20 protein-coding genes and 2 tRNA genes are annotated in these 18,311 nt (G+C 72.1%); 14 read left to right on the forward strand and 8 right to left on the reverse strand.

Annotated elements, in window-relative coordinates; all coding sequences use genetic code 11:
• The first annotated feature begins 6 nt into the window (after window positions 1-6).
• Both ACCP09_RS07615 and ACCP09_RS07620 read left to right on the forward strand, forming a co-directional pair.
• A complete protein-coding gene (locus ACCP09_RS07615) occupies window positions 7-216 on the forward strand; it encodes a helix-turn-helix domain-containing protein (RefSeq protein ID WP_167499005.1) in 210 nt (69 codons plus the stop codon).
• On the forward strand, window positions 216-1,343 hold the full coding sequence (locus ACCP09_RS07620) for a tyrosine-type recombinase/integrase (protein WP_433744419.1): 1,128 nt from the start codon (window positions 216-218) through the stop codon (window positions 1,341-1,343). Before ACCP09_RS07615 ends, ACCP09_RS07620 begins: the two co-directional genes overlap by 1 nt.
• A gap of 91 nt (window positions 1,344-1,434) precedes the next feature.
• On the opposite strand, the gene ACCP09_RS07625 is transcribed toward ACCP09_RS07620, so the two are convergent.
• A tRNA-Gly gene (locus ACCP09_RS07625) sits at window positions 1,435-1,505 on the reverse strand.
• Between the two features lie 82 nt (window positions 1,506-1,587).
• On the opposite strand from ACCP09_RS07625, the gene ACCP09_RS07630 reads away from it, so the two are divergent.
• From ACCP09_RS07630 to ACCP09_RS07660, 7 genes are all read left to right on the forward strand, one after another.
• A tRNA-Pro gene (locus ACCP09_RS07630) sits at window positions 1,588-1,664 on the forward strand.
• Between the two features lie 281 nt (window positions 1,665-1,945).
• Window positions 1,946-2,677 (forward strand): MHYT domain-containing protein, encoded by a 732-nt coding sequence (locus tag ACCP09_RS07635; RefSeq protein WP_228684872.1) that lies wholly within the window; start codon window positions 1,946-1,948, stop codon window positions 2,675-2,677.
• 40 nt (window positions 2,678-2,717) lie between these two features.
• Window positions 2,718-4,958 carry a sensor histidine kinase gene (locus tag ACCP09_RS07640; protein WP_433744422.1) on the forward strand — a complete coding sequence of 747 codons (2,241 nt, stop codon included), beginning with the start codon at window positions 2,718-2,720 and terminating at the stop codon, window positions 4,956-4,958.
• Window positions 4,959-4,975: 17 nt separating this feature from the next.
• The gene (locus tag ACCP09_RS07645) at window positions 4,976-5,386 is read left to right on the forward strand and encodes a roadblock/LC7 domain-containing protein (RefSeq protein WP_027931727.1); all 411 of its coding nucleotides are present in this window, start codon (window positions 4,976-4,978) and stop codon (window positions 5,384-5,386) included.
• Window positions 5,383-5,745: a DUF742 domain-containing protein gene (locus tag ACCP09_RS07650; protein WP_051362752.1), complete on the forward strand. Its 363-nt coding sequence runs from the start codon at window positions 5,383-5,385 to the stop codon at window positions 5,743-5,745. The genes ACCP09_RS07645 and ACCP09_RS07650 overlap by 4 nt, the downstream gene beginning before the upstream one ends.
• Window positions 5,726-6,313 (forward strand): GTP-binding protein, encoded by a 588-nt coding sequence (locus ACCP09_RS07655; RefSeq protein ID WP_123683418.1) that lies wholly within the window; start codon window positions 5,726-5,728, stop codon window positions 6,311-6,313. The genes ACCP09_RS07650 and ACCP09_RS07655 overlap by 20 nt, the downstream gene beginning before the upstream one ends.
• A gap of 41 nt (window positions 6,314-6,354) precedes the next feature.
• Window positions 6,355-6,972 carry a flavin reductase family protein gene (locus ACCP09_RS07660; protein WP_433744427.1) on the forward strand — a complete coding sequence of 206 codons (618 nt, stop codon included), beginning with the start codon at window positions 6,355-6,357 and terminating at the stop codon, window positions 6,970-6,972.
• 522 nt (window positions 6,973-7,494) lie between these two features.
• On the opposite strand, the gene ACCP09_RS07665 is transcribed toward ACCP09_RS07660, so the two are convergent.
• Window positions 7,495-8,454: a DNA polymerase domain-containing protein gene (locus tag ACCP09_RS07665; protein ID WP_378332821.1), complete on the reverse strand. Its 960-nt coding sequence runs from the start codon at window positions 8,452-8,454 to the stop codon at window positions 7,495-7,497.
• Window positions 8,455-8,541: 87 nt separating this feature from the next.
• Here ACCP09_RS07665 and ACCP09_RS07670 point away from each other — a divergent pair, with 87 nt between their 5' ends.
• Window positions 8,542-9,636, forward strand: coding sequence for a serine/threonine-protein kinase (locus ACCP09_RS07670; RefSeq protein WP_433744492.1), 1,095 nt, complete (start codon window positions 8,542-8,544; stop codon window positions 9,634-9,636).
• Window positions 9,637-9,640: 4 nt separating this feature from the next.
• Here ACCP09_RS07670 and ACCP09_RS07675 read toward each other — a convergent pair whose 3' ends face one another.
• Window positions 9,641-10,096: a GNAT family N-acetyltransferase gene (locus ACCP09_RS07675; protein WP_027931722.1), complete on the reverse strand. Its 456-nt coding sequence runs from the start codon at window positions 10,094-10,096 to the stop codon at window positions 9,641-9,643.
• An 85-nt stretch (window positions 10,097-10,181) separates the two neighbouring features.
• Between ACCP09_RS07675 and ACCP09_RS07680 the strand changes: the two genes are divergently transcribed.
• Window positions 10,182-10,715, forward strand: a complete 534-nt coding sequence (locus ACCP09_RS07680; RefSeq protein ID WP_123683414.1) for a DUF1360 domain-containing protein — start codon at window positions 10,182-10,184, stop codon at window positions 10,713-10,715.
• A gap of 58 nt (window positions 10,716-10,773) precedes the next feature.
• Complete coding sequence (locus ACCP09_RS07685) at window positions 10,774-12,156, forward strand: aldehyde dehydrogenase family protein (protein WP_433744432.1); 1,383 nt, start codon at window positions 10,774-10,776, stop codon at window positions 12,154-12,156.
• Between the two features lie 206 nt (window positions 12,157-12,362).
• Here ACCP09_RS07685 and ACCP09_RS07690 read toward each other — a convergent pair whose 3' ends face one another.
• From ACCP09_RS07690 to ACCP09_RS07705, 4 genes are read right to left on the reverse strand one after another with little or no spacing between them, the layout of a single operon-like run.
• Window positions 12,363-13,559: an NAD(P)/FAD-dependent oxidoreductase gene (locus ACCP09_RS07690; protein WP_433744435.1), complete on the reverse strand. Its 1,197-nt coding sequence runs from the start codon at window positions 13,557-13,559 to the stop codon at window positions 12,363-12,365.
• The gene (locus ACCP09_RS07695) at window positions 13,556-13,768 is read right to left on the reverse strand and encodes a ferredoxin (RefSeq protein WP_433744438.1); all 213 of its coding nucleotides are present in this window, start codon (window positions 13,766-13,768) and stop codon (window positions 13,556-13,558) included. Before ACCP09_RS07695 ends, ACCP09_RS07690 begins: the two co-directional genes overlap by 4 nt.
• 10 nt (window positions 13,769-13,778) lie before the next feature.
• Window positions 13,779-14,690 (reverse strand): pyridoxamine 5'-phosphate oxidase family protein, encoded by a 912-nt coding sequence (locus ACCP09_RS07700; protein ID WP_433744441.1) that lies wholly within the window; start codon window positions 14,688-14,690, stop codon window positions 13,779-13,781.
• 35 nt (window positions 14,691-14,725) lie between these two features.
• Window positions 14,726-15,187 (reverse strand): VOC family protein, encoded by a 462-nt coding sequence (locus tag ACCP09_RS07705; protein ID WP_027931717.1) that lies wholly within the window; start codon window positions 15,185-15,187, stop codon window positions 14,726-14,728.
• A 101-nt stretch (window positions 15,188-15,288) separates the two neighbouring features.
• Here ACCP09_RS07705 and ACCP09_RS07710 point away from each other — a divergent pair, with 101 nt between their 5' ends.
• Window positions 15,289-15,834: a CGNR zinc finger domain-containing protein gene (locus ACCP09_RS07710; RefSeq protein WP_431910148.1), complete on the forward strand. Its 546-nt coding sequence runs from the start codon at window positions 15,289-15,291 to the stop codon at window positions 15,832-15,834.
• Window positions 15,835-15,846: 12 nt separating this feature from the next.
• On the opposite strand, the gene ACCP09_RS07715 is transcribed toward ACCP09_RS07710, so the two are convergent.
• Complete coding sequence (locus ACCP09_RS07715; RefSeq protein WP_123683407.1) at window positions 15,847-16,896, reverse strand: LacI family DNA-binding transcriptional regulator; 1,050 nt, start codon at window positions 16,894-16,896, stop codon at window positions 15,847-15,849.
• Window positions 16,897-17,020: 124 nt separating this feature from the next.
• On the opposite strand from ACCP09_RS07715, the gene ACCP09_RS07720 reads away from it, so the two are divergent.
• Entirely contained in the window at window positions 17,021-18,310 is a 1,290-nt protein-coding gene (locus ACCP09_RS07720) for an ABC transporter substrate-binding protein (RefSeq protein ID WP_027931714.1), read from the forward strand.
• Window position 18,311 lies beyond the last annotated feature (1 nt).

The following is an 18,311-nucleotide window of genomic DNA, read 5'->3' on the forward strand; positions in this document are numbered from 1 at the left end:
GGATCGATGGAGAGGGGCTATCTCAACGTGGAGCAGGCGGCCGAGTACCTGAACACCTCGGTTCGCTTCATCCGGCGCATCGTCGCGGAGCGCCGGATTGCCTTCCACAAGGTCGGGTCGCACGTGCGGTTCAAGCTCGAAGACCTGGAGGCGTTCGTGCAGGCCGGGCGGGTCGAGCCGATCACACGCTCGACCTACCTGGGGAGGGCTGCGTGATGGCGAACAAGAAGGGTCGCCGACGGTTCGGTGCGGTGCGTGAGCTGCCCTCGGGGCGGTGGCAGGCTCGCTACCTCGGGCCGGACGGGCGCACTCACCCCGCGCCCCACACGTTCCCGGGGAAGCGGGACGCCGAACAGTGGTTGTCCGTGGTGGAGGCCGAGATCCTGCGCGGGGATTGGCTCGATCCCGACTTGGCGCGGATCAGCTTCGCCGACTACGGGCGGGCGTGGATCAAGGAACGGAAGGTGTCGCAGCGGACCCGCGACGAGCACGACAGCATCTGGCGCAACCACGTCGAGCCGTTCCTCGGCCGCTACCAGGTGAACCAGATCAGCACGGAGGTGATCCGCCGGTGGCGGTCCGATCTGCTCGACAACGGGCGCTCGGAGGACCGGACGGCGAAGGCGTACCGGCTGGTGCGGTCGATGTTCACGACAGCGGTCGACGACGGGCGGATCAAGCGGAACCCGTGCCGGATCAAGGGCGCGGACCAGCACCGCACACCGGAGCGGCCGCACGCGTCGATCGAGGAGGTGTACCGGCTGGCGGACCTGATGCCGCGGCGGTACCGGTTCCTGATCCTGCTGGCCGCGTTCTCCGGTCTGCGGTGGGGTGAGCTGATCGCCCTACGTGTGCGGGACCTGGACCGGGTGAACATGGTGGCGCGGGTAGCCCGCCGGACGGCTGAGCTGCGGAGTGGGCGGCTCGACGTCGGCCCCACCAAGTCCGCGGCCGGGGTGCGCACGGTGGCCCTTCCCCGCTTCCTGGCCGATGAGCTGGCGGAGCACCTGGCCGAGTTCGCCGAACCGGGTCCGGACGGGCTGCTGTTCGTCGGCAAGCGGGGAGGGGTGCTGCGCCGCGGGAACTTCCGTCGCGAGGTGGACTGGAAGAAGCTCCTGGTCAAGGCGGGGTTGCCCGACGGCTTCCACTTTCATGATCTCCGCCACACCGGTAACCAGATGGCGGCGGAAGCCGGCGCGACCACGCGGGAGCTGATGCAGCGGATGGGGCAGAGCACGGTGCGGGCGGCGCTGATCTACCAGCACGCGACGAGCGCCCGTGACCGGCAGATCGCCGACGAGTTGAACGCGCGGGTGGAGCGCTACCGGCAGCGCGGGAGCTAGTGGCACGGTAATGGCACGGAGACAACGAGCGGCGGCCCTCAGGACCGAGGACCGCCGCTCGTTGTGTGCTTTGACCTGCGAAGACAGTGAGAGCGGGCGACGGGAATCGAACCCGCACCACCAGTTTGGAAGACTGGGGCTCTACCATTGAGCTACGCCCGCATGCACCCGCATCGTACGGGCGCGTCTGCGAGTCTAGCGGCTCGCGCTAGAGTGATCGCACCGCCCCGGCCCTGGGGCGAACCGGGATGTGGCGCAGCTTGGTAGCGCATCCGCTTTGGGAGCGGAGGGTCGCAGGTTCAAATCCTGTCATCCCGACCACCATCAACCGGCCGGTCGCCCGCGTGGCGGCCGGCCGGAGTCATGTCGGGCGGCCGGCGCGGCGTCCGGCAGGCGCTTATTTTTCGTCACCGCTATCCTTAATTGTGTTCAACAACGCTTCGTGAGCCGTGAACCGGAACCTCGGGCGTCACGTTATCTGCTGACCTCGGTTAGCTACTTCGCAGTATCGTTGAGATTTTCTGCTCCTTCACTTATTGTCCCTCAGCAGACCTGGGGGTGGTGCTTTTTTCCAACGGTGAACGAAGGACGCAATGGGCTCGATGACGGAATTGACGTTCGGCTGGATCACGCCCGTTCTGTCCTACGTCATGGCGTGCGTGGGAAGCGCACTCGGTCTCCGCTGCATGGTGCGAGCGCTTTCCGCGACCGGTCGTTCCCGCCGCCACTGGCTCGTCAACGGCGCCATGGCCATCGGCACCGGGATCTGGACCATGCACTTCATCGCGATGATGGGGTTCGGCGTCACGGGCAGCGAAATCCGCTACGACGTCCCGCTCACGGTGCTCAGCCTCCTGGTCGCCATCGCGGTCGTCGGCATCGGCGTGTTCGCCGTGGGATACCTCGTTTCCAAGACGCTCGCCGTGCTCGTCGGCGGCGTCGTCGCCGGCCTGGGCGTCGCCGCCATGCACTACATCGGCATGGCCGCCATGCGCATGGCAGGCAACGTCTCCTACGACCCCGGCGTCGTCACACTGTCCGTCGCGATCGCGGTCGCCGCCGCGACCGCCGCGCTGTGGGCCACCCTCAACATCCACGGCAAGGCCGCCGCGGTCGGGGCGTCGCTCGTGATGGGCGTCGCCGTCAGCGCCATGCACTACACCGGAATGGCGGCGGTCAGCGTCGAAGTCCACGCCGGGCATTCCGTGACCAGTGGTGCCACCCCTATGCAGTTCGTGTTCCCGCTCACCGTCGTGCTGGGTTCCTACCTCTTTCTGACCTCCGCGTTCGTCGCGCTTTCCCCAGGTCCGCAAAAAGAACTGACGACGACCTGAGCGAACCGCGAACGAATTCCGCAATTGGAGAACCATGGCCGTGCGCCGAGAAAAGCATGCCCGCATTTCGCCGGCACCCCGGCTCGTCGACCGCCTGACGCCGCGGTCCGTCCGCGCGAAGATCGTCGCCCTGCTCATGGTGCCGGTGGTCTCGCTCATGGTCCTGTGGGGCCTCGCCACGGTCTCTGCCGTGCAGACCGCCTGGAACCAGCGTCAGGTCGAGGAGTTCGACACGCACCTGACCGCCCCGGTCGCCGACCTGGTCACCGGCCTGCAGGCCGAACGCGCGGTCGTCGCCGCCCACCTCGCCGGCTCCGGTGACCTGCCCGCGCTGGAGCAGCGGTACGCCCAGACCCGCGCGGCGCTCACGACGCTCCGCGACGGTGTGACGCTGGTCGCCGCCGACCTCGCCGGCATCGCACCCGACCTGAACCGCCGCCTCGGTGACCTCGTCGCCGACGTGACCAGGCTGAGCGGCGCCCAGGGCGCGGTGACCGCCCGCCAGGCCGACTGGCGCGCCACCTTCGACGCCTACTCCGGCGCGATCGACACCGCCTTCGCGGTCGAATCCGCGCTCGCCGACATCCACGACATCCCGGCCGCACTTGCCGTGCCCGCCCTCGGCCGCGTCGGCGAGATGCTCGCCCGGCAGGACGCCGCGGCCCGCGCCGCAGCCGCCGGACGCGCGAACGCCGAGACCTACCGCGCCTTCGTCGACGCGCTCGGCGGGCAACGGGTCCTCACCGCCGGGCTGCTGTCCGACCTGCCGGACGCCCAGCGGGAAGCCCTCGGCGACATCACCACCAGCGACTCCTACCGCGCCCTCACCGACGTGCAGAACTCCGTGCAGGCCGACACCGCGGGCCGCGCGCTCGCCGCGACCGTCACCTCCGGCCAGTGGGCCGCCTCGCTCGACGCAGTCACGCGCGACCTCGCCGCCGTCCGCTCGGAGGCCGCCGCGGCGGCCGCCGCCGAAGCGGACGACGCGGGCAACGCGGCCCTCACCGAGAGCGCGGTGACCGTCCTGCTGGGACTCGCCGCCGTGCTGCTCGCCCTGCTGATCTCCGTGCGGATCGGCCGCGGTCTGGTGATCGAGCTGGTCGGCCTGCGCGACTCGGCCCTCGAACTGGCCAACCGGCGGCTCCCCCGCGCGATGCGCAGGCTGCGGGCAGGCGAGAAGATCGACCCGGACGCGGACGTGCCCGTCGTCCCGCCGAGCGACGGCGAGATCGGCCAGGTCGGCGCCGCGCTCAACGCCGTGCAGCGTGCCGCGCTGACCGCCGCCGCGGAACGCGCCGAGCTGCTCACCGGCGTGTCCGGCGTCTTCGTCACACTCGCCCGGCGCAGCCAGTCGCTCGTGCACCGCCAGCTCAGCCTGCTCGACACGATGGAACGGCGCTCCGAGGAACCCGCCGAGCTGGAGGACCTGTTCCGCCTCGACCACCTCGCCGCGCGCATGCGCCGCCACGCCGAAGGTCTGATCATCATGTCCGGCGCCGCCCCCGGCCGTGTGTGGAGCAAACCCGTCCCGCTGATGACCGTCGTCCGCGCGGCCGTCGCCGAGGTCGAGGAGTTCCAGCGGGTCGAGGTGCACCGGATGGCCGACGTCGGCGTCCAGGGCGCCGCGGTCGCCGACCTCACCCACATGATCGCCGAGCTGGTCGAGAACGCCACGTCGTTCTCCCCGCCGAACACCACGGTTCTGGTGCACGGCGAGGCCGTCGGCGCCGGGTTCGTCGTCGAGATCGAGGACCGCGGCCTCGGCATGGGGCCGGAACGGCTGGCCGAGGCCAACCGGCGGATCGCCGAGGCGCACCAGCTCGACCTGTTCGACGGCGAGCAGCTCGGGTTCTACGTGATCAGCCGTCTGGCCCGGCGCCAGGGCATCACCGTCACGCTGCGGCGCTCGGCCTACGGCGGCACGACCGCGGTCGTGCTGGTGCCGACCGGGCTGCTCACCCGCGCCGAGGCGGCGCCGGCCGACGCCGAGGTCCCCACGGCCCGGTCGCGCCCGGCGCGGCGCCCCGAGCCCGTCCGGGAACGGGACAACGGGCGTCACCGTCCGCCGCCGCGTCCGCCCGCCCCGCCACGGCCCGAACCGGTGGTCGCCGAGGACGACGTCACCGGCGGTCTGCCGCGCCGCAAGCGACAGGCGCACCTCGCTCCCGGGTTGCGCGAGTCCGCGCACGACGAGGCCGCGACGCCGCGGACGTCGCCCGACGAGGCCCGCGCCACCATGTCCGCCCTGCAGCAGGGATTCACCCGCGGACGCAACGGATGACGACGAGAGGGGTAGCGGTGGACGCCACCGATAACGGCCGGGAGCTGGCCTGGCTGCTGGACGAGCTGGTGGGCAACGCGCCACGGGTCCGGAACGCGCTGCTGCTGTCCAACGACGGCCTGGCGATGGCCACCTCGACGGGGATGACCCGCGAGGAGAGCGAGCACCTCGCCGCGGTGTCGTCGGCGCTGAACAGCCTCGCGAAGGGCGCGGGCAGGCAGTTCGACGCCGGCGCGGTCCGGCAGACGATGGTCGAGCTCGACGGCGGTTTCCTGTTCGTCATCGCGGCGGGCGGCGGGACGTGCCTGTCGGTGTTCGCCGAGGCCGGCACCGACATCGGACTGGTCGCCTACGAGATGGCCCGGCTCGTTTCGCAGGTGGGTGAACACATGTACACCGCACCACGGCTGGACCGGACGGGCACGTGAGCGACTGGTACGGCGACGAGTCCGGCCCCATGGTCCGCCTGTACGCGCTGACCAGGGGCCGGGCCCGGCCGTCCGCCGAGTTCCTGGACATCATCGCGCTCGTCTCCGCCCGCACGCGGCCCGAGCACGACCTCACCCTGAGCCCCGAGCAGGCGGTGATCCTCCAGCTGTGCCAGGCGCACACGCTGTCGGTCGCGGAGATCGCCGCCCGCGCGAACCTGCCGCTCAACGTCACGCGGGTGCTGCTGGCGGACCTGCTGAACGGCGGGCACGTCGAGGTGACCCGCCCGGTCCCGGCCGCCACCGGACCGACCGACCGCATCCTGAGGGAAGTGCTGAATGGACTCCGTGCGCTCTGAACCACTGCCCGCGCCGGCGAAACCCTTCACCGCGTTGAAGATCCTCATCGCGGGTGGTTTCGGCGCGGGCAAGACCACGATGGTCGGGGCGGTCAGCGAGATCCAGCCGTTGCGCACCGAGGAGTACCTGACCGAGGCGGGCGCCGGGATCGACGACGCCGAGGGCCTGGAGCAGAAGAAGACCACCACGGTCGCCATCGACTTCGGCCGGATCACGTTCGACGAGCACCTCGCGCTGTACCTGTTCGGCACCCCGGGGCAGGACCGGTTCTGGTTCTTTTGGGACGACATCGCGCAGGGCGCGCTCGGCGCGGTCGTCATCGCCGACACGCGCCGCCTCGAAGACTGCTTCCCGGCGGTCGATTATTTCGAGCGGCGCGAGACGCCGTTCGTGGTGGCGGTGAACTGCTTCGCCGGATCCCGCCAGTACCGCGCGAACCAGGTCGCGGCGGCGCTCGACCTCGACCCCGGCATCCCGGTGGTGCTGTGCGACGCGCGGAACCGGGAGTCGGCGAAGGAAGTGCTGATCGCGCTGGTGGAGCAGGTGCGGCGGGGCAGGCACCGCTGAGTTCGGCCGGGACCGACACGACCGGTTTCTAGCGTGGCGGCGTGAACATCGCAACGGACGAGCACGTCGTGATCAACCCGAAGATCCTCTACTTCGGCACACCCGTGGTGCTGCTGTCGACCGAGAACGCCGACGGCAGCGCCAACCTCGCGCCGATGTCCTCGGCCTGGGCGCTGGGGCACGTGGTCGTGCTGGGGCTGGCCGCCGCGTCGCACACGGCGGCCAACCTCCGCGCGCGCCGGGACGTGGTGGTCAACCTGCCCGGCCCGGAGCAGTGGCGGGCGGTGGAGCGGCTGGCCCCGCTCACCGGCGCGGACCCGGTGCCGGCGCACAAACGCGGCGCGTTCCGGCACGAGCCGGACAAGTTCGCGGCGTCCGGGCTGCGGCCCGCGGAGTCCGACCTGGTCCGGCCGCCGCGGGTGGCGGACTGCCCGATCGCGCTGGAGGCGCGGGTGGCCGACGTGGGCGAGGGCTGGGGCGGCGGTTTCGTGGTGGTGCAGGCGGAGGTGCTGCGCGTGCACTGCGATGCGCGGCTGGTCGTGCCCGGCACGCAGCACGTCGACCCCGGCGCGTGGAGCCCGCTGATCTACAACTTCCGGCACTACTTCGGCCTCGGGCCGGAGCTGGGGCACAGCTTCCGCTCGGAGACGCCGCGCTAGGTCGCGGGGGCTTGCGGCTGGGGGTGGGGTGGGGCTGTCGCTGGGGGAGGGGCGGCAGGGTGGTGGCCTGCGGCTGGGCTGGCTGCTCGGGGGAGGGGCGGCAGTGTGGTGCCTTGCGGCTGGGTGGTGGGGCTGCCGCTGAGGGAGGGCAGCAGCGTGGTGGCCTGCGGCTGGGCTGGCTGCTCGGGGGAGGGGCTTCAGCGCGGGGGCTTGCGGCTGGGTGGTGGGGCTGTCGCTGGGCGGAGGGGCTTCAGCGCGGGGGCTTGCGGCTGGGTGGTGGGGCTGTCGCTGGGCGGAGGGGCAGCAGTGTGGTGCCTTGCGGGTGGGTGGCGGGGCTGCCGCTGGGCGGAGGGGCAGCAGCGCGGGGGCCTGCGACCTGGGCGGCCGGAGCCGCCGCAGCCGGAGTCGCCGCGGCAGGTGAGCCGCCGCGGCCGGAGCCGCCGGGGTAGGTGAGCCGCCGCGGGCGGAGTCGCCGCGGGAGGTGAGTCGTGGGCGAGGGTCAGCGTGCCCGAGTCACCACGGTCAGGAACCCTGCTCGCGGCGGGCGCGGGCCCGGCGTTTGCCCTCGTGCATCGCCTGCACGCGGGCGATCGGGATGGTGCGGCCGTGCTCCACCAGATCCGCCGGCAGCTCCTGCGGATCCGGCAGCGAATCGGTCCACGGATCGTCCGAGCCCAGCAGCCGCAGGGCCTCGCGGAGCGTGAAGTCGCTGGGCTGCACGTTGTCCAGGTCGCTCCACGGCACCGGGAACGACACCGGCAGCCCGGGCCGCACCCGCGGGCTGTAGACCGACACGACCGTGGCGCCGCCCGCGCGCGTCGAGTCGAGGAAGACCTTGCCCTCGCGGTCCTCGCGGATGAACGCCGTCGTCGCCAGTTCCGGGTCGAGCGCCTCGGCTCGTGCGGCCAGTGCCCGGGTTGCCGCGGCGGCCTGCTCCGCGTCCGCGCCACGCACCGGCACGAAGATGTGCACCCCCTTGGAACCGCTCGTCTTCACCGCGCCGGCCAGACCGCAGTCGTCCAGCGCGCGGCGCACCAGGTGGGCCGCGCGCACCGCCAGGTCGAAGGCCGCCGAGCCCTCCGGCGGGTCCAGGTCCAGCACCAGGTGCGTCGGCCGGTCCAGGTGCCCGGCGGTGCCCAGCGTCGGGTGGTACTCGATCGCCCGCTGGTTGCCGAACCACAGCAGCGTGCGGCGGTCGTCGCACAGGGCGTAGGTCACCTGCCGGTGCGAGCTCTCCGCCCACATGCTCACCCGCGGCACCCACTCCGGGGTGTACTTCGGCAGGTTCTTCTGCATGAACGCGTCCTGGCCGCGCAGCACCCGCACGACCGAGAGCGGCCGGTCCCGCAGCGCCGCGATCATCCGGTCGGCGACCGCGTCCAGGTAGTCGACCAGATCGCGCTTCGTGGCGCCGGCATCGGCGAACAGTGACTGGTCGAGGTTCGTCAACGACACGCCGTCCCGCACCTCTGCGCTGCTCATGGCCCCACTCTTGCCGATCCGTGTCGTCCAGGCCACCCCGGATCGGGTTTGCGGCCACCCGCGCAGGGGTAGCGATTCCTCGTGGACATGGGTGAGCGGTACCGGCTCGAGGAGCGGATCGGTGGCGGTGGCAGTGCCGACGTGCACCGCGCGTGGGACCGCGTCGCCGAACGCGAAGTCGCGATCAAGCTCTTCCGCGCCGGTTCCACACCCGCCCAGCAGCGGCGGCAGGCGCAGGAGTTCCGCATCCTGGACCCGTTGCGGCACCCGGCGTTGGTGCCGCTGTACGACTCCGGCGTGTGCGACGGACGCGTGTTCTTCGTAATGCGGCTCGTGCACGGCCCGACGCTCGCGGACCGCATCGCCGAGGGGCCGCTGGCGATGGACGAGACGATCGAGCTGGGCGCGCGGCTGGCGGACGCGCTGGCCTACGTGCACCACGCGGGGATCACGCACCGGGACGTGAAGCCGGCCAACATCCTGCTCGGGCCGGACGGCGCGGTGCTCGGTGACTTCGGCATCGCGCAGGGCCACGACAGCACCCGCTTCACCACCACCGGCACCGTGGTGGGCACCGCCGCATACATGGCGCCCGAGCAGGTGCGCGGGGAACCGGTCGGGCCGCCCGCGGACGTCTACTCGCTCGGGCTGGTGCTGCTGGAATGCCTGTCCGGGCGGCGCGAGTACCCCGGGTCGCTGACCGAGTCCGCGGTGGCGCGCCTGCTGCGCCCGCCCGCGGTGCCGGACGACCTGCCCCCGCACCTGGCGGACCTGTTGCGGCGCATGGGGAACCGGGACCCGCACGGGCGGCCGTCGGCGCGTGAAGTGGCGGCCGTGCTCGGTGGGGCGACCCGGCCGTTGGTTCCGCTGAAGCCGAAACGGCGGCTCGGTGTCGCCGCCGGGATCACCGGTGTGGCAGCCGCGGCCGCGATGGCGTTCACACTGCTGAACGGGACCACCACGGAGGCGCCGGCCTCGGTGCCCGCACCCGTGGCGCCGACCCCCGCGCCGGTGGCCGCGCCGCCGCCGGTGACGAGCGAAACACCCGCCCCGGTGGCGAAAACCGTTCCGGCGAGCCAGAGCGAGGAGGCTCCCGCGCCCGCGAAGGGCCGGAAGGACGACAAGAGCAAGGGCCAGGACAAGGGCAAGGGGCAGGACAAGAAGCCCGGCAAGGACAAGTGAGGCGTCAGACCGTCTTGCTCATGTGCACCAGCGCGCCGTCGAGGAACGGCTCCTCGCGGTCCACCCGGTAACCCAGCCGCCGGTAGAAGCGGATGTTCTCGGTGAACAGGGCGTTCGTGTAGAGCCGCACGCCGGGCAGCCCCATCGACTGGGCCAGCAGGTCCGCGTGCCGCATCAGCAGGCGCCCGTGACCGGCGCCCTGCGCGGAGGGCCGCACGGCGACGTTCTCGATCAGCAGGTGGTCCACCGCCGGGATCATCTCGATCAACGCGACCAGCTGGTCGTCGTCGTAGAGCAGGTCGATGCGGTGGGCGGTGACGGCCTGCCGGTAGTCCGTGCGCATCGGCAGGGGTTCTCGGCGGATGATGTCCACCCACTTCGCGTACGCGGCGTGGACCAGTTCCCGGATCGCGTCGGCGTCGTCGGGCGTCGCGCGTCGGAAGAGGTACTTGTGCGGCATTTCTCCTCCTTCGCGGCCGGGCGGTTGCCCGTGGGTCCGGGGGGTACCCGTTGCCCGCACGAACAGCCGAGTATCAGGAGAGCGTATGGCGCAGCACGCCGGACTCCGGGACCTCGCCGCCGCGGGTCGCGCCGAGGCCGACGCCTACCGGGGGAACCACGACCGCCCGCTGGGCGGCTACCTCGTCGTCCTGCTCGTGTACACCTCACTCGTGGCGACGGCGACGCTCGCGGCTCTGCTCACCGGCCGCAAGATGCCCCGTGACCTGCGGGTGTCCGACATCGCCCTGATGGCGATGGGTACCCACAAACTGGCCAGGACGATCAGCAAGGACGCCGTCACCAGCCCCCTGCGCGCCCCGTTCACCCGATACGCCGACACCGGCGGGCCCGCCGAGGTGATGGAGGAGGTGCGCAAGCCCTCCGGGCTGCGGCACAGCCTCGGCGAGCTGCTCAGCTGCCCGTTCTGCCTCGACATGTGGGTGGTGACCGGATTCACCGTCGGCCACGTCTTCGCGCCCCGCGTGACGCGCCTGGTCGCGGCGGCGCTGGCGGCGCTGACCGGCGCGGATTTCCTGCAGCTGGCCTACGCGAAGGCGCAGCAGATCGCCGAGGGCTGAGCCCGCCGGGTGTCGCGGAGGAGAAGCAGGGGTACTCGCACCGCGGACAGGAGGTGCGATGACTGAGCTGATGACCCGGGAAGACGCGGCCATCGAGGTCCGCGACCCCGCGAGCGGCGAGCTGGTGGGACGCGTGCCGAGCGCGACCGCGGACGAGGTCGCCGAGGCGGTGCGCGCGGCGCGGGTGGCGTTCACGGGCTGGGAGCGGACCGCGGCGGGGGAGCGCGCTGCCGCGTTGAAGGCCGCGGCTGCCGAACTGCGTGAGCGGGCCGACGAGCTGGCCGCGATGAACAACCGCGAGACCGGCAAGCTGCCGGACGAGGCACGCGAAGGTGTCCTCGCCGGCGCGGGGACCCTCGAGCAGTACGCGGAGCTGGGGCCCGCCCACCGCGGGCGCAGCCTGCAGGGCGGCTGGGACGCGACGGACCTGATGGTGCCCGGGCCGCGTGGTCTCGTGGTGGCGCTGACGCCGTGGAACGACCCGGTCGCGGTCGCGTGCGGGCTGATCGGCGCGGCGCTGGCGACGGGCAACGTCGTCGTGCACAAGCCGAGCGAGCGGTGCCCGCACGTGGGGCGGATGCTGACCGAGCTGATCGCGCGGCACCTGCCCGCGGACGTGCTGGTCTGCGTGGACGGCGACGGCCGGGTGGGCGCGCGGCTCGCGGAGTCCGCGGACGTGGATGTGATCGCGCACGTCGGCAGCACCGCGACCGGCCGTTCGGTGGCGGTGGCCGCGGCGCGGACCGGGGCGAAGGTGCTGCTGGAGAACGGCGGCAACGACGCGCTGATCGTCGACGCCGGTGTGGATCCGAAGTGGGCGGCCGAGCAGGCCGCGCTGGGGGCGTTCGCGAACGCCGGGCAGATCTGCGTGTCGGTGGAGCGGATCTACGTGCACCAGTCGGTGGCCGACGAGTTCCTGCACGCGCTCGTGGCGGAGGCGCGCAGGCGCCCGTCCGAGGTGCCGATGGCGCCGCTGGTGGACGAGCGGCAGCGCGAGCACGTGCACTCGCACGTCGAAGACGCCGTGGCGCAGGGCGCGTCGCGGCTGGCCGGCGGGAAGTTGCCGGACGGGCCGGGTGCGCACTACCCGGCGACCGTGCTGGCCGGGTGCACGCCGTCGATGCGGGTGCTGAGCGAGGAGACGTTCGGGCCGGTCGCGCCCGTGCGCGTGGTGGAGAGCTTCGACCAGGCGCTGGAAGAGGCGGCCGACGACCGGTACGGCCTCACGGCGACGGTGCTGACCGATTCGATGGCCCACGCGCAGCGGGCGTGGCGGGATCTGCCCGTGGGGACGGTGAAGGTGAACAACGTCTTCGGCGGCGCGCCCGCCGGGGCGGCCCACCCGCGCAAGGCCAGCGGCGAGGGGTTCGGCTACGGGCCGGAGCTGCTCGACGAGATGACCGTGACGAAGGTCGTCCACATCGGACCGTCCGGCGGATAGCGCGTGCCGGCCCTGCCGATGAGGGGCATCGGCACTCGCGCGCACGATCCAGCCCGTGCCGTCGAGCCGGAGATCGCGGCCAGCCGGGCCGAAGGCGCGCGGCGGAACCGGGCGGGCACCGAGGTGATCAGCGAGCGGATCCGAGCGGCACCTGCCGTCGCGCGCCTCCGCCGCTCGACGATCGTCCACATCGGACCGTCCGGCGGTCAGGCGGGCACGCGGCCGAGAGCCTCGGCCAGCTGGGCGCGGTAGGCGGCCAGCCGGCCGGGGCGGTTGCCGGTCAGCACGCCCACCAGCTCGCCGTCCCGCCGGTATGCGATGTCGAGTCTGCCGCCGTCGGGGTCGTTCTCGTGGACCTCGACGGTGTCGGCGAACGCGGGGAAACCCACGGCGCGGAGCCGGACGCCGTAGAGGTCGGACCAGAACGACGGCACCGGGCGGTAGGTGGCGGGATGGGCGGGGTCGAGCACGTTCCGGGCCGCCACCTCGGCCTGTTCGACCGCGTGCGTCCAGTGGCCGAGCACGGCGCCGTCCGGTCCCGCCGACGGGTGAGGCCAGCGGGCCACGTCCCCCGCCACCACGATGCCCGGCACCGGTGCCCCGTCGGTGCCGAGCGCTCGTGCGTGCTGGTCGCAGACGAGACCGCGGTTGATGCGCAGGCCCGCACCGGCGAGCCATCCTGTGCCCGGCGACGCGCCCAGCGCCACCACCGCGAGGTCGGCCGCCACCCGGGTGCCGTCCGACAGGATCGCGCCGGTCAGCCGGTGGCCACCGGTGAACGAGCCGACCCGCGTGCGCGTCCGCAGGGACACCCCGGCCGCGCGGTGCAGCGCTGCGACGAACTCGCCGGCGACCGGCCCCAGCGCGGAGCGCAGCGGCTGCGGCTGCGCTTCGACCAGCTCGACGGACGTCCCCCGGCCCCGGGCGGCGGCGGCCAGTTCACCACCCAGGAAACCTGCCCCGATGACCAGCAGGCGATCGCCGCCGCCGAGCCGGTGCCGCAGGGCCCGGGCGTCGTCCAGCGTGCGGAACACCCCGACCTCCGGCGGATGCGTTCCGGGCCAGGGGTTCGGCGCGGAGCCGGTGGCGACGACCAGGCCGGTGAAGGGCAGGACGTCGCCGCCGTCCAGTTCGACGGTGCGGCCCGGCACGTCCAGCCGACGGGCTCGCCGTCCGAGCACCCAATCGATCCCGAGCCCGGCGGACGGCAGTGCCGCCGCGGACTCGTCCGCGGTCGCGGCGAGGAGCTCCTTGGACAGCGGTGGCCGGTCGTAGGGGAGATGCGGCTCCGCGCCGACGACGGTCAGGCGCCCCCGGTAGCCGTGGCGGCGGAGTGCGGCGCACGCGCGCTGGCCGGCCAGGGACGCACCCACCACCACGATGCCCGCGTCACCGGCGGTCATGCGGCCGGTCTTCCGCTGCCGAACGGGCCGACGGTGATGGCGCGCACCGGGCAGGCCGACGCGGCCCGGATCACGTCCGCACGCCGTTCTTCCGGCGGGGACGGCGAATAGCGGAGCTGGTCGTCGTCGTCGAAGGAGAAGACGTCCGGCGCGCCGAAGACACATTGGCCGTGGCTCTGGCACACCGCGAGGTCGACGTGTACTTGCACGGTGTCCGTCCTATGAGGCAGTGGGGAGGGGAGGGTTGAAGCGGGAGAAGGCGGGTGCGCTCCAGCGGAGGCGACTGGCGCTGGGGATCTCGACCACGGCGCTGACGGTGAAGTCGACGACCCGTTGCGCGCCTGGCAGGGACCCGGCCGCGGCCTGCCCCCAGTCCGTGCGCGCCGTTCCGGTGAGCTGCACGGTCGTGCCCGTGGTCCAGTCCAGGAACAACAGTCCGGCGGCCGGGTTGACCTCCAGGTTGCCCAGCGTGTTGAACATGGCGTTGCCGACGTAGTCCGGCCAGCGCAGTGTGGTGCCGGACAGCACCTGGACGAAGCCCGGGTTGCCGCCGCGGTGCGAAGCGTCGACGTCGCCGTCCCGGTCGGCGGTGGCGACGAAGAACGTGTCCGCACGGCTGAGGAGTTCCCGCTGGTACGGCGACAGGGCGGACGAGGTGACCGGTTCGCCGGGCGCGGCCTGCTCCGGGTGCGGTTCCCGTTTCTGGATGTACTTCGGGCAGTTCGCGTAGACCTGCTCGAGCGCGACCCGCAAGCCGCCGGCGACCGGTGTGCTGCGGCCGTTCATCCGCATGCGGCGCCGGGAGGACGCCTCGATCGCGAGCATGCTCACCGGTGCGGGTTCGCCGAGCCGGGAGCGCAGCGGGTCGCCGGGCGCCGGGAGCGCCGCAACGGCGAGTGTGGTGTCGTCCTCGGCCCGCAGGAACCCCGGCGGTCCGGACAGGAGTGTGGCCCAGACCCGGCCCTCGGCGTCGGTGGCGCCGAGCACGAGCATGACCTGCTGGGCGAGGAAATCCCGGGCCACCGCCGGGATCGCGCGCTGGATCGCGCGGGCGGAGAACCCGCCCTGGTCGAGGAGGCCGGAGCGCCGCTGGGCGGCCCGTTCACCCTCGTGGTAGACGTCGACCGTCACAGCGGCCTCCTTTCAGCTCGGAATCAGGGTGGGGATCAGAAGAAGCCGCAGGTGGGCGCCTCGCCGCTGGGGGCGGCCGCGGTCTCGGCGCCGCTCGGGGCGTAGATCTCCAGGCGGATGCCGTCCGGGTCGGTGAAGAAGATCCCGCCGGAGCTCATGCCTTCCCCGTGCGGCACCACTCCGTCGTAGCGGAACTCGGCGCCGAGTTCGCGCAGCACCGCCTCGGCCGCTCGCACCTCGTCGATCGAGCCGACCTGGAAGGACAGGTGGTGCAGGCCGGCCGAGGACGCGGGGAACGGCGTCTCGCTCTGCTGCCACAGGGTCAGCACCAGCCGCCCGTCGCGTCCGAGGAAAGCCCAGCGTCGCTCGTCGTTCCCGCCTTCCGCCTGCACCTGGAACCCGAAGACCCGGGCGTAGAACGGCACCGCACGGTCCAGATCCGTGACGTTCAGACCGACGTGGCCGGTCTGAACGGCGCTGATCGTGGCAGTTGTCATGAGCTTCCTCCTCAGTGGGGTCTAACTGTCTTAATGAAGTTAGACGGTTAGATGATCCAGTGTCAACCACCTATTGGGAGATGACCGGATAGACTGGCCTCGTGTCAGACCCCCGCCCGTTGACCGGTGAGCCGCTGTGCCTCGATCTGCTGAACACGTATTGGATCGGCGAGAACGGCCCCGAGGACCTGCTCGACTCCACCGACGGTGTGGGCGTCTGGCTGCACTCGGCCGGCCTGGCGGACCGGGCGGTCGCGAACGAGGCGACGCGCGACGCCCTGCGTGAGACGCGGGAAGTACTCCGGGCGCTGGTGGACGGCGAAACCGGGCGGGACGCCGCTCGCGAGCTCAACCGGATCCTCGAGCGCGGGGCGCTCCGCTACCGGCTCGGGGCCGCGGGGCCGGAGACGCGTGGCACGACCGATGATCCGGCCTGGCTGCCTGCCTGGCTCGCCGCGACGGACTACCTGGGACTCGTCGACGGCAAGCCGGAGCGGATCAAGCGTTGCGCGGCGCACCCGAAGTGCGTGCTGCACTTCTACGACACGACCAAGAACGGCACGCGCCGGTGGTGCTCGATGGCGGGGTGTGGCAACCGGGCGAAAGCCGCCCGGCACTACGAACGGGAGCGAGCCGGGTCCGGCTGAAGCCGGGGCGGCTCACGCCGATTCGCGCAGCTTCAGCGACACCGGCAGCACCTGCCGCCGCGGGCGGATCGTTTCACCGGCCAGCAGGGCGGTCAGCGTGGCGACCATCTGGCGCACCTGGGCGGCCGGGTCCTGATGCACGGTGGTCAGCGGCGGGTTCATCGCGGTGGCCAGCGCCGGGTGGTCGTCGAAACCCACGACCGCCACGTCGGCGGGCACGCGGCGGCCCGCGGCGCCCAGCGACTGCAGCACTCCCGCGGCCATCACGTCGCTCGCCACGAAGACCGCGTCCAGGTCCGGCTCCCGCGCGAGCAGCCGGTCCATCGCCTCACGGCCGCCGTCCAGCGTGAAGTCCGCCTCCTCCGCCAGGCCCGCCGACTCCAGCCCCGCGTCGGCCAGGGTCTTGCGCCATCCGGACAGCCGGTGGACCGCCGCGGTCTGGTCCTGCGGGCCGGCGACCGTCGCGATGCGGCGGCGGCCCAGCGAAACCAGGTGCTCCACCGCGAGCCGCGCGCCGGACTCGTTGTCGAAGTCGATCACGTGCACGCCCCGTGCCACGCCGCCCGCCGGGCCGCCGAACACCACCGGCAGCCGCAGCAGCCGCAGCGCCCGCGGCAACGGGTCCGCCTGGTGCGGCGCGAAGACCAGCGCGCCGTCGACGTGCCCGCCCTCCAGGAAGCGCAACGTCCGCGTCAGGTCGTCCCGTCCGTCGCAGAACATCAACACCATCTGGGCCCCGGACGCGGCCAGCTCCCGGTACCCGGCGCGCATCACCGCGGTCCGGTACGGATCGCCGAGCAGGACCTCCTCCGGCTCGGACAGCACCACCGCCACCGCGCCCGTCCGCCGCGTCACCAGCGACCGCGCCGCCTGGTTCGGCGAATAGCCCAGATCCGCCGCCGCCGCGCGCACCGCTTCCCGGGCGCGGGCACTGACGTTCGGGTCGTCGTTCAGCGCCCGGGACGCCGTCGAGCGCGAGACCCCGGCGAAGGCGGCCACGTCCTCCAGCGTCGGACGGCCGTCGTGGTTGCCGTGTGCGGTCACCGGGTCACCTTCCGCCATGGATGGGAGCGCTTCCAACAATAGCGCATCTTGACACGGCTCGTGACTGGGGACACACTCAACCCCGTTCTGGGAGCGCTCCCAAAATCTCCCTCCCTGGAACCCCACAAGTTAGGGAATCGACGTGCGACATCTTCACAAGGGCGTGAGCTTCGCGATCGGACTGGCGGTGCTGGGCGCGAGCCTGGCCGCCTGTGGCGGCGGCTCGTCCGGGACGTCCGGCGACGGGCGGATCGAGCTGTCCATCGGCACCTTCACCGAATTCGGCTACGAAGACCTGATCACCGAGTACGAACGCCTGCACCCCAACATCAAGATCACCCACCACAAGACCGGCGAGGGCGGCCCCTACCACCAGAACCTGATCACGAAGCTGGCCGCGGGCAACGGGCTGGAGGACGTGGTCGCGGTCGAGGAGGGCCACTTCTCCGACATCATCGACAAGTCGTCGAAGTTCAACGACCTCACCGAGATCGGTCCCAAGGACGTGACCGCGGATCGCTGGCTGAACTGGAAGTACGAGGCGGGCAAGGACAAGGACGGCCGCCTGATCGGTTACGGCACCGACATCGGCCCGCTGGCCCTGTGCTACCGCAAGGACCTGCTGCAGGCCGCCGGCCTGCCGTCCGACCCCGAGGGCGTCAAGTCGTTGTTCGCGACCTGGGAGTCCTACTTCGCGGCCGGCGACCAGTACGTGGCGCGCACCGGCGGCAAGGCGTGGTTCGACGCGTCCTCGCAGCTGTACAACTCCATGGTCAACCAGCTCGAGACCGGTTACCTGGACCGCAACGACAACCTCACCATCGAGACGAACCCCGGCATCAAGGCGGCCTGGGACCGCATCACCGGCGCGATCCAGCGCGGCCAGTCCGCGAAGCTCATCGCGTTCGGCAACGAGTGGAAGACCGGGTTCCAGCAGGGATCCTTCGCCACCACCGTGTGCCCGTCGTGGATGCTCGGCGTGGTCGAGGAGAACGCAGGCCCCGGCAACGCGGGCAAGTGGGCGGTCACCGACGCGTTCCCCAACGGCGGCGGCAACTGGGGCGGCTCGTACCTGACCGTGCCGAAGCAGAGCCAGCACCCGAAGGAGGCGGCCGAGCTCGCGGCGTGGCTGACCGCGCCGGAGCAGCAGCTCAAGGCGTTCCAGGCGCGCGGCAACTTCCCGAGCCAGACGCAGGCCCTCACCTCGCCGCAGCTGCTGCAGCAGACCGAGCCGTACTTCGGCGACACCAAGGTCGGCCAGCTCTACTCCGAGCAGGCCAAGAAGGTGACCCGTGCGCAGTACAAGGGTCCCGGTGACGGCCAGATCCAGGAGAACGTCACCAGCCCGGCGCTGCAGGCCGTCGAGCAGGGGACACCGCCCGACCAGGCCTGGCAGCAGGTGGTCGACGAAGCCAAGAAGATCGTGCAGTGAG

This window comes from Amycolatopsis sp. 3B14 (genome assembly GCF_050958625.1).
Lineage (GTDB): Bacteria > Actinomycetota > Actinomycetes > Mycobacteriales > Pseudonocardiaceae > Amycolatopsis_E > Amycolatopsis_E thermoflava.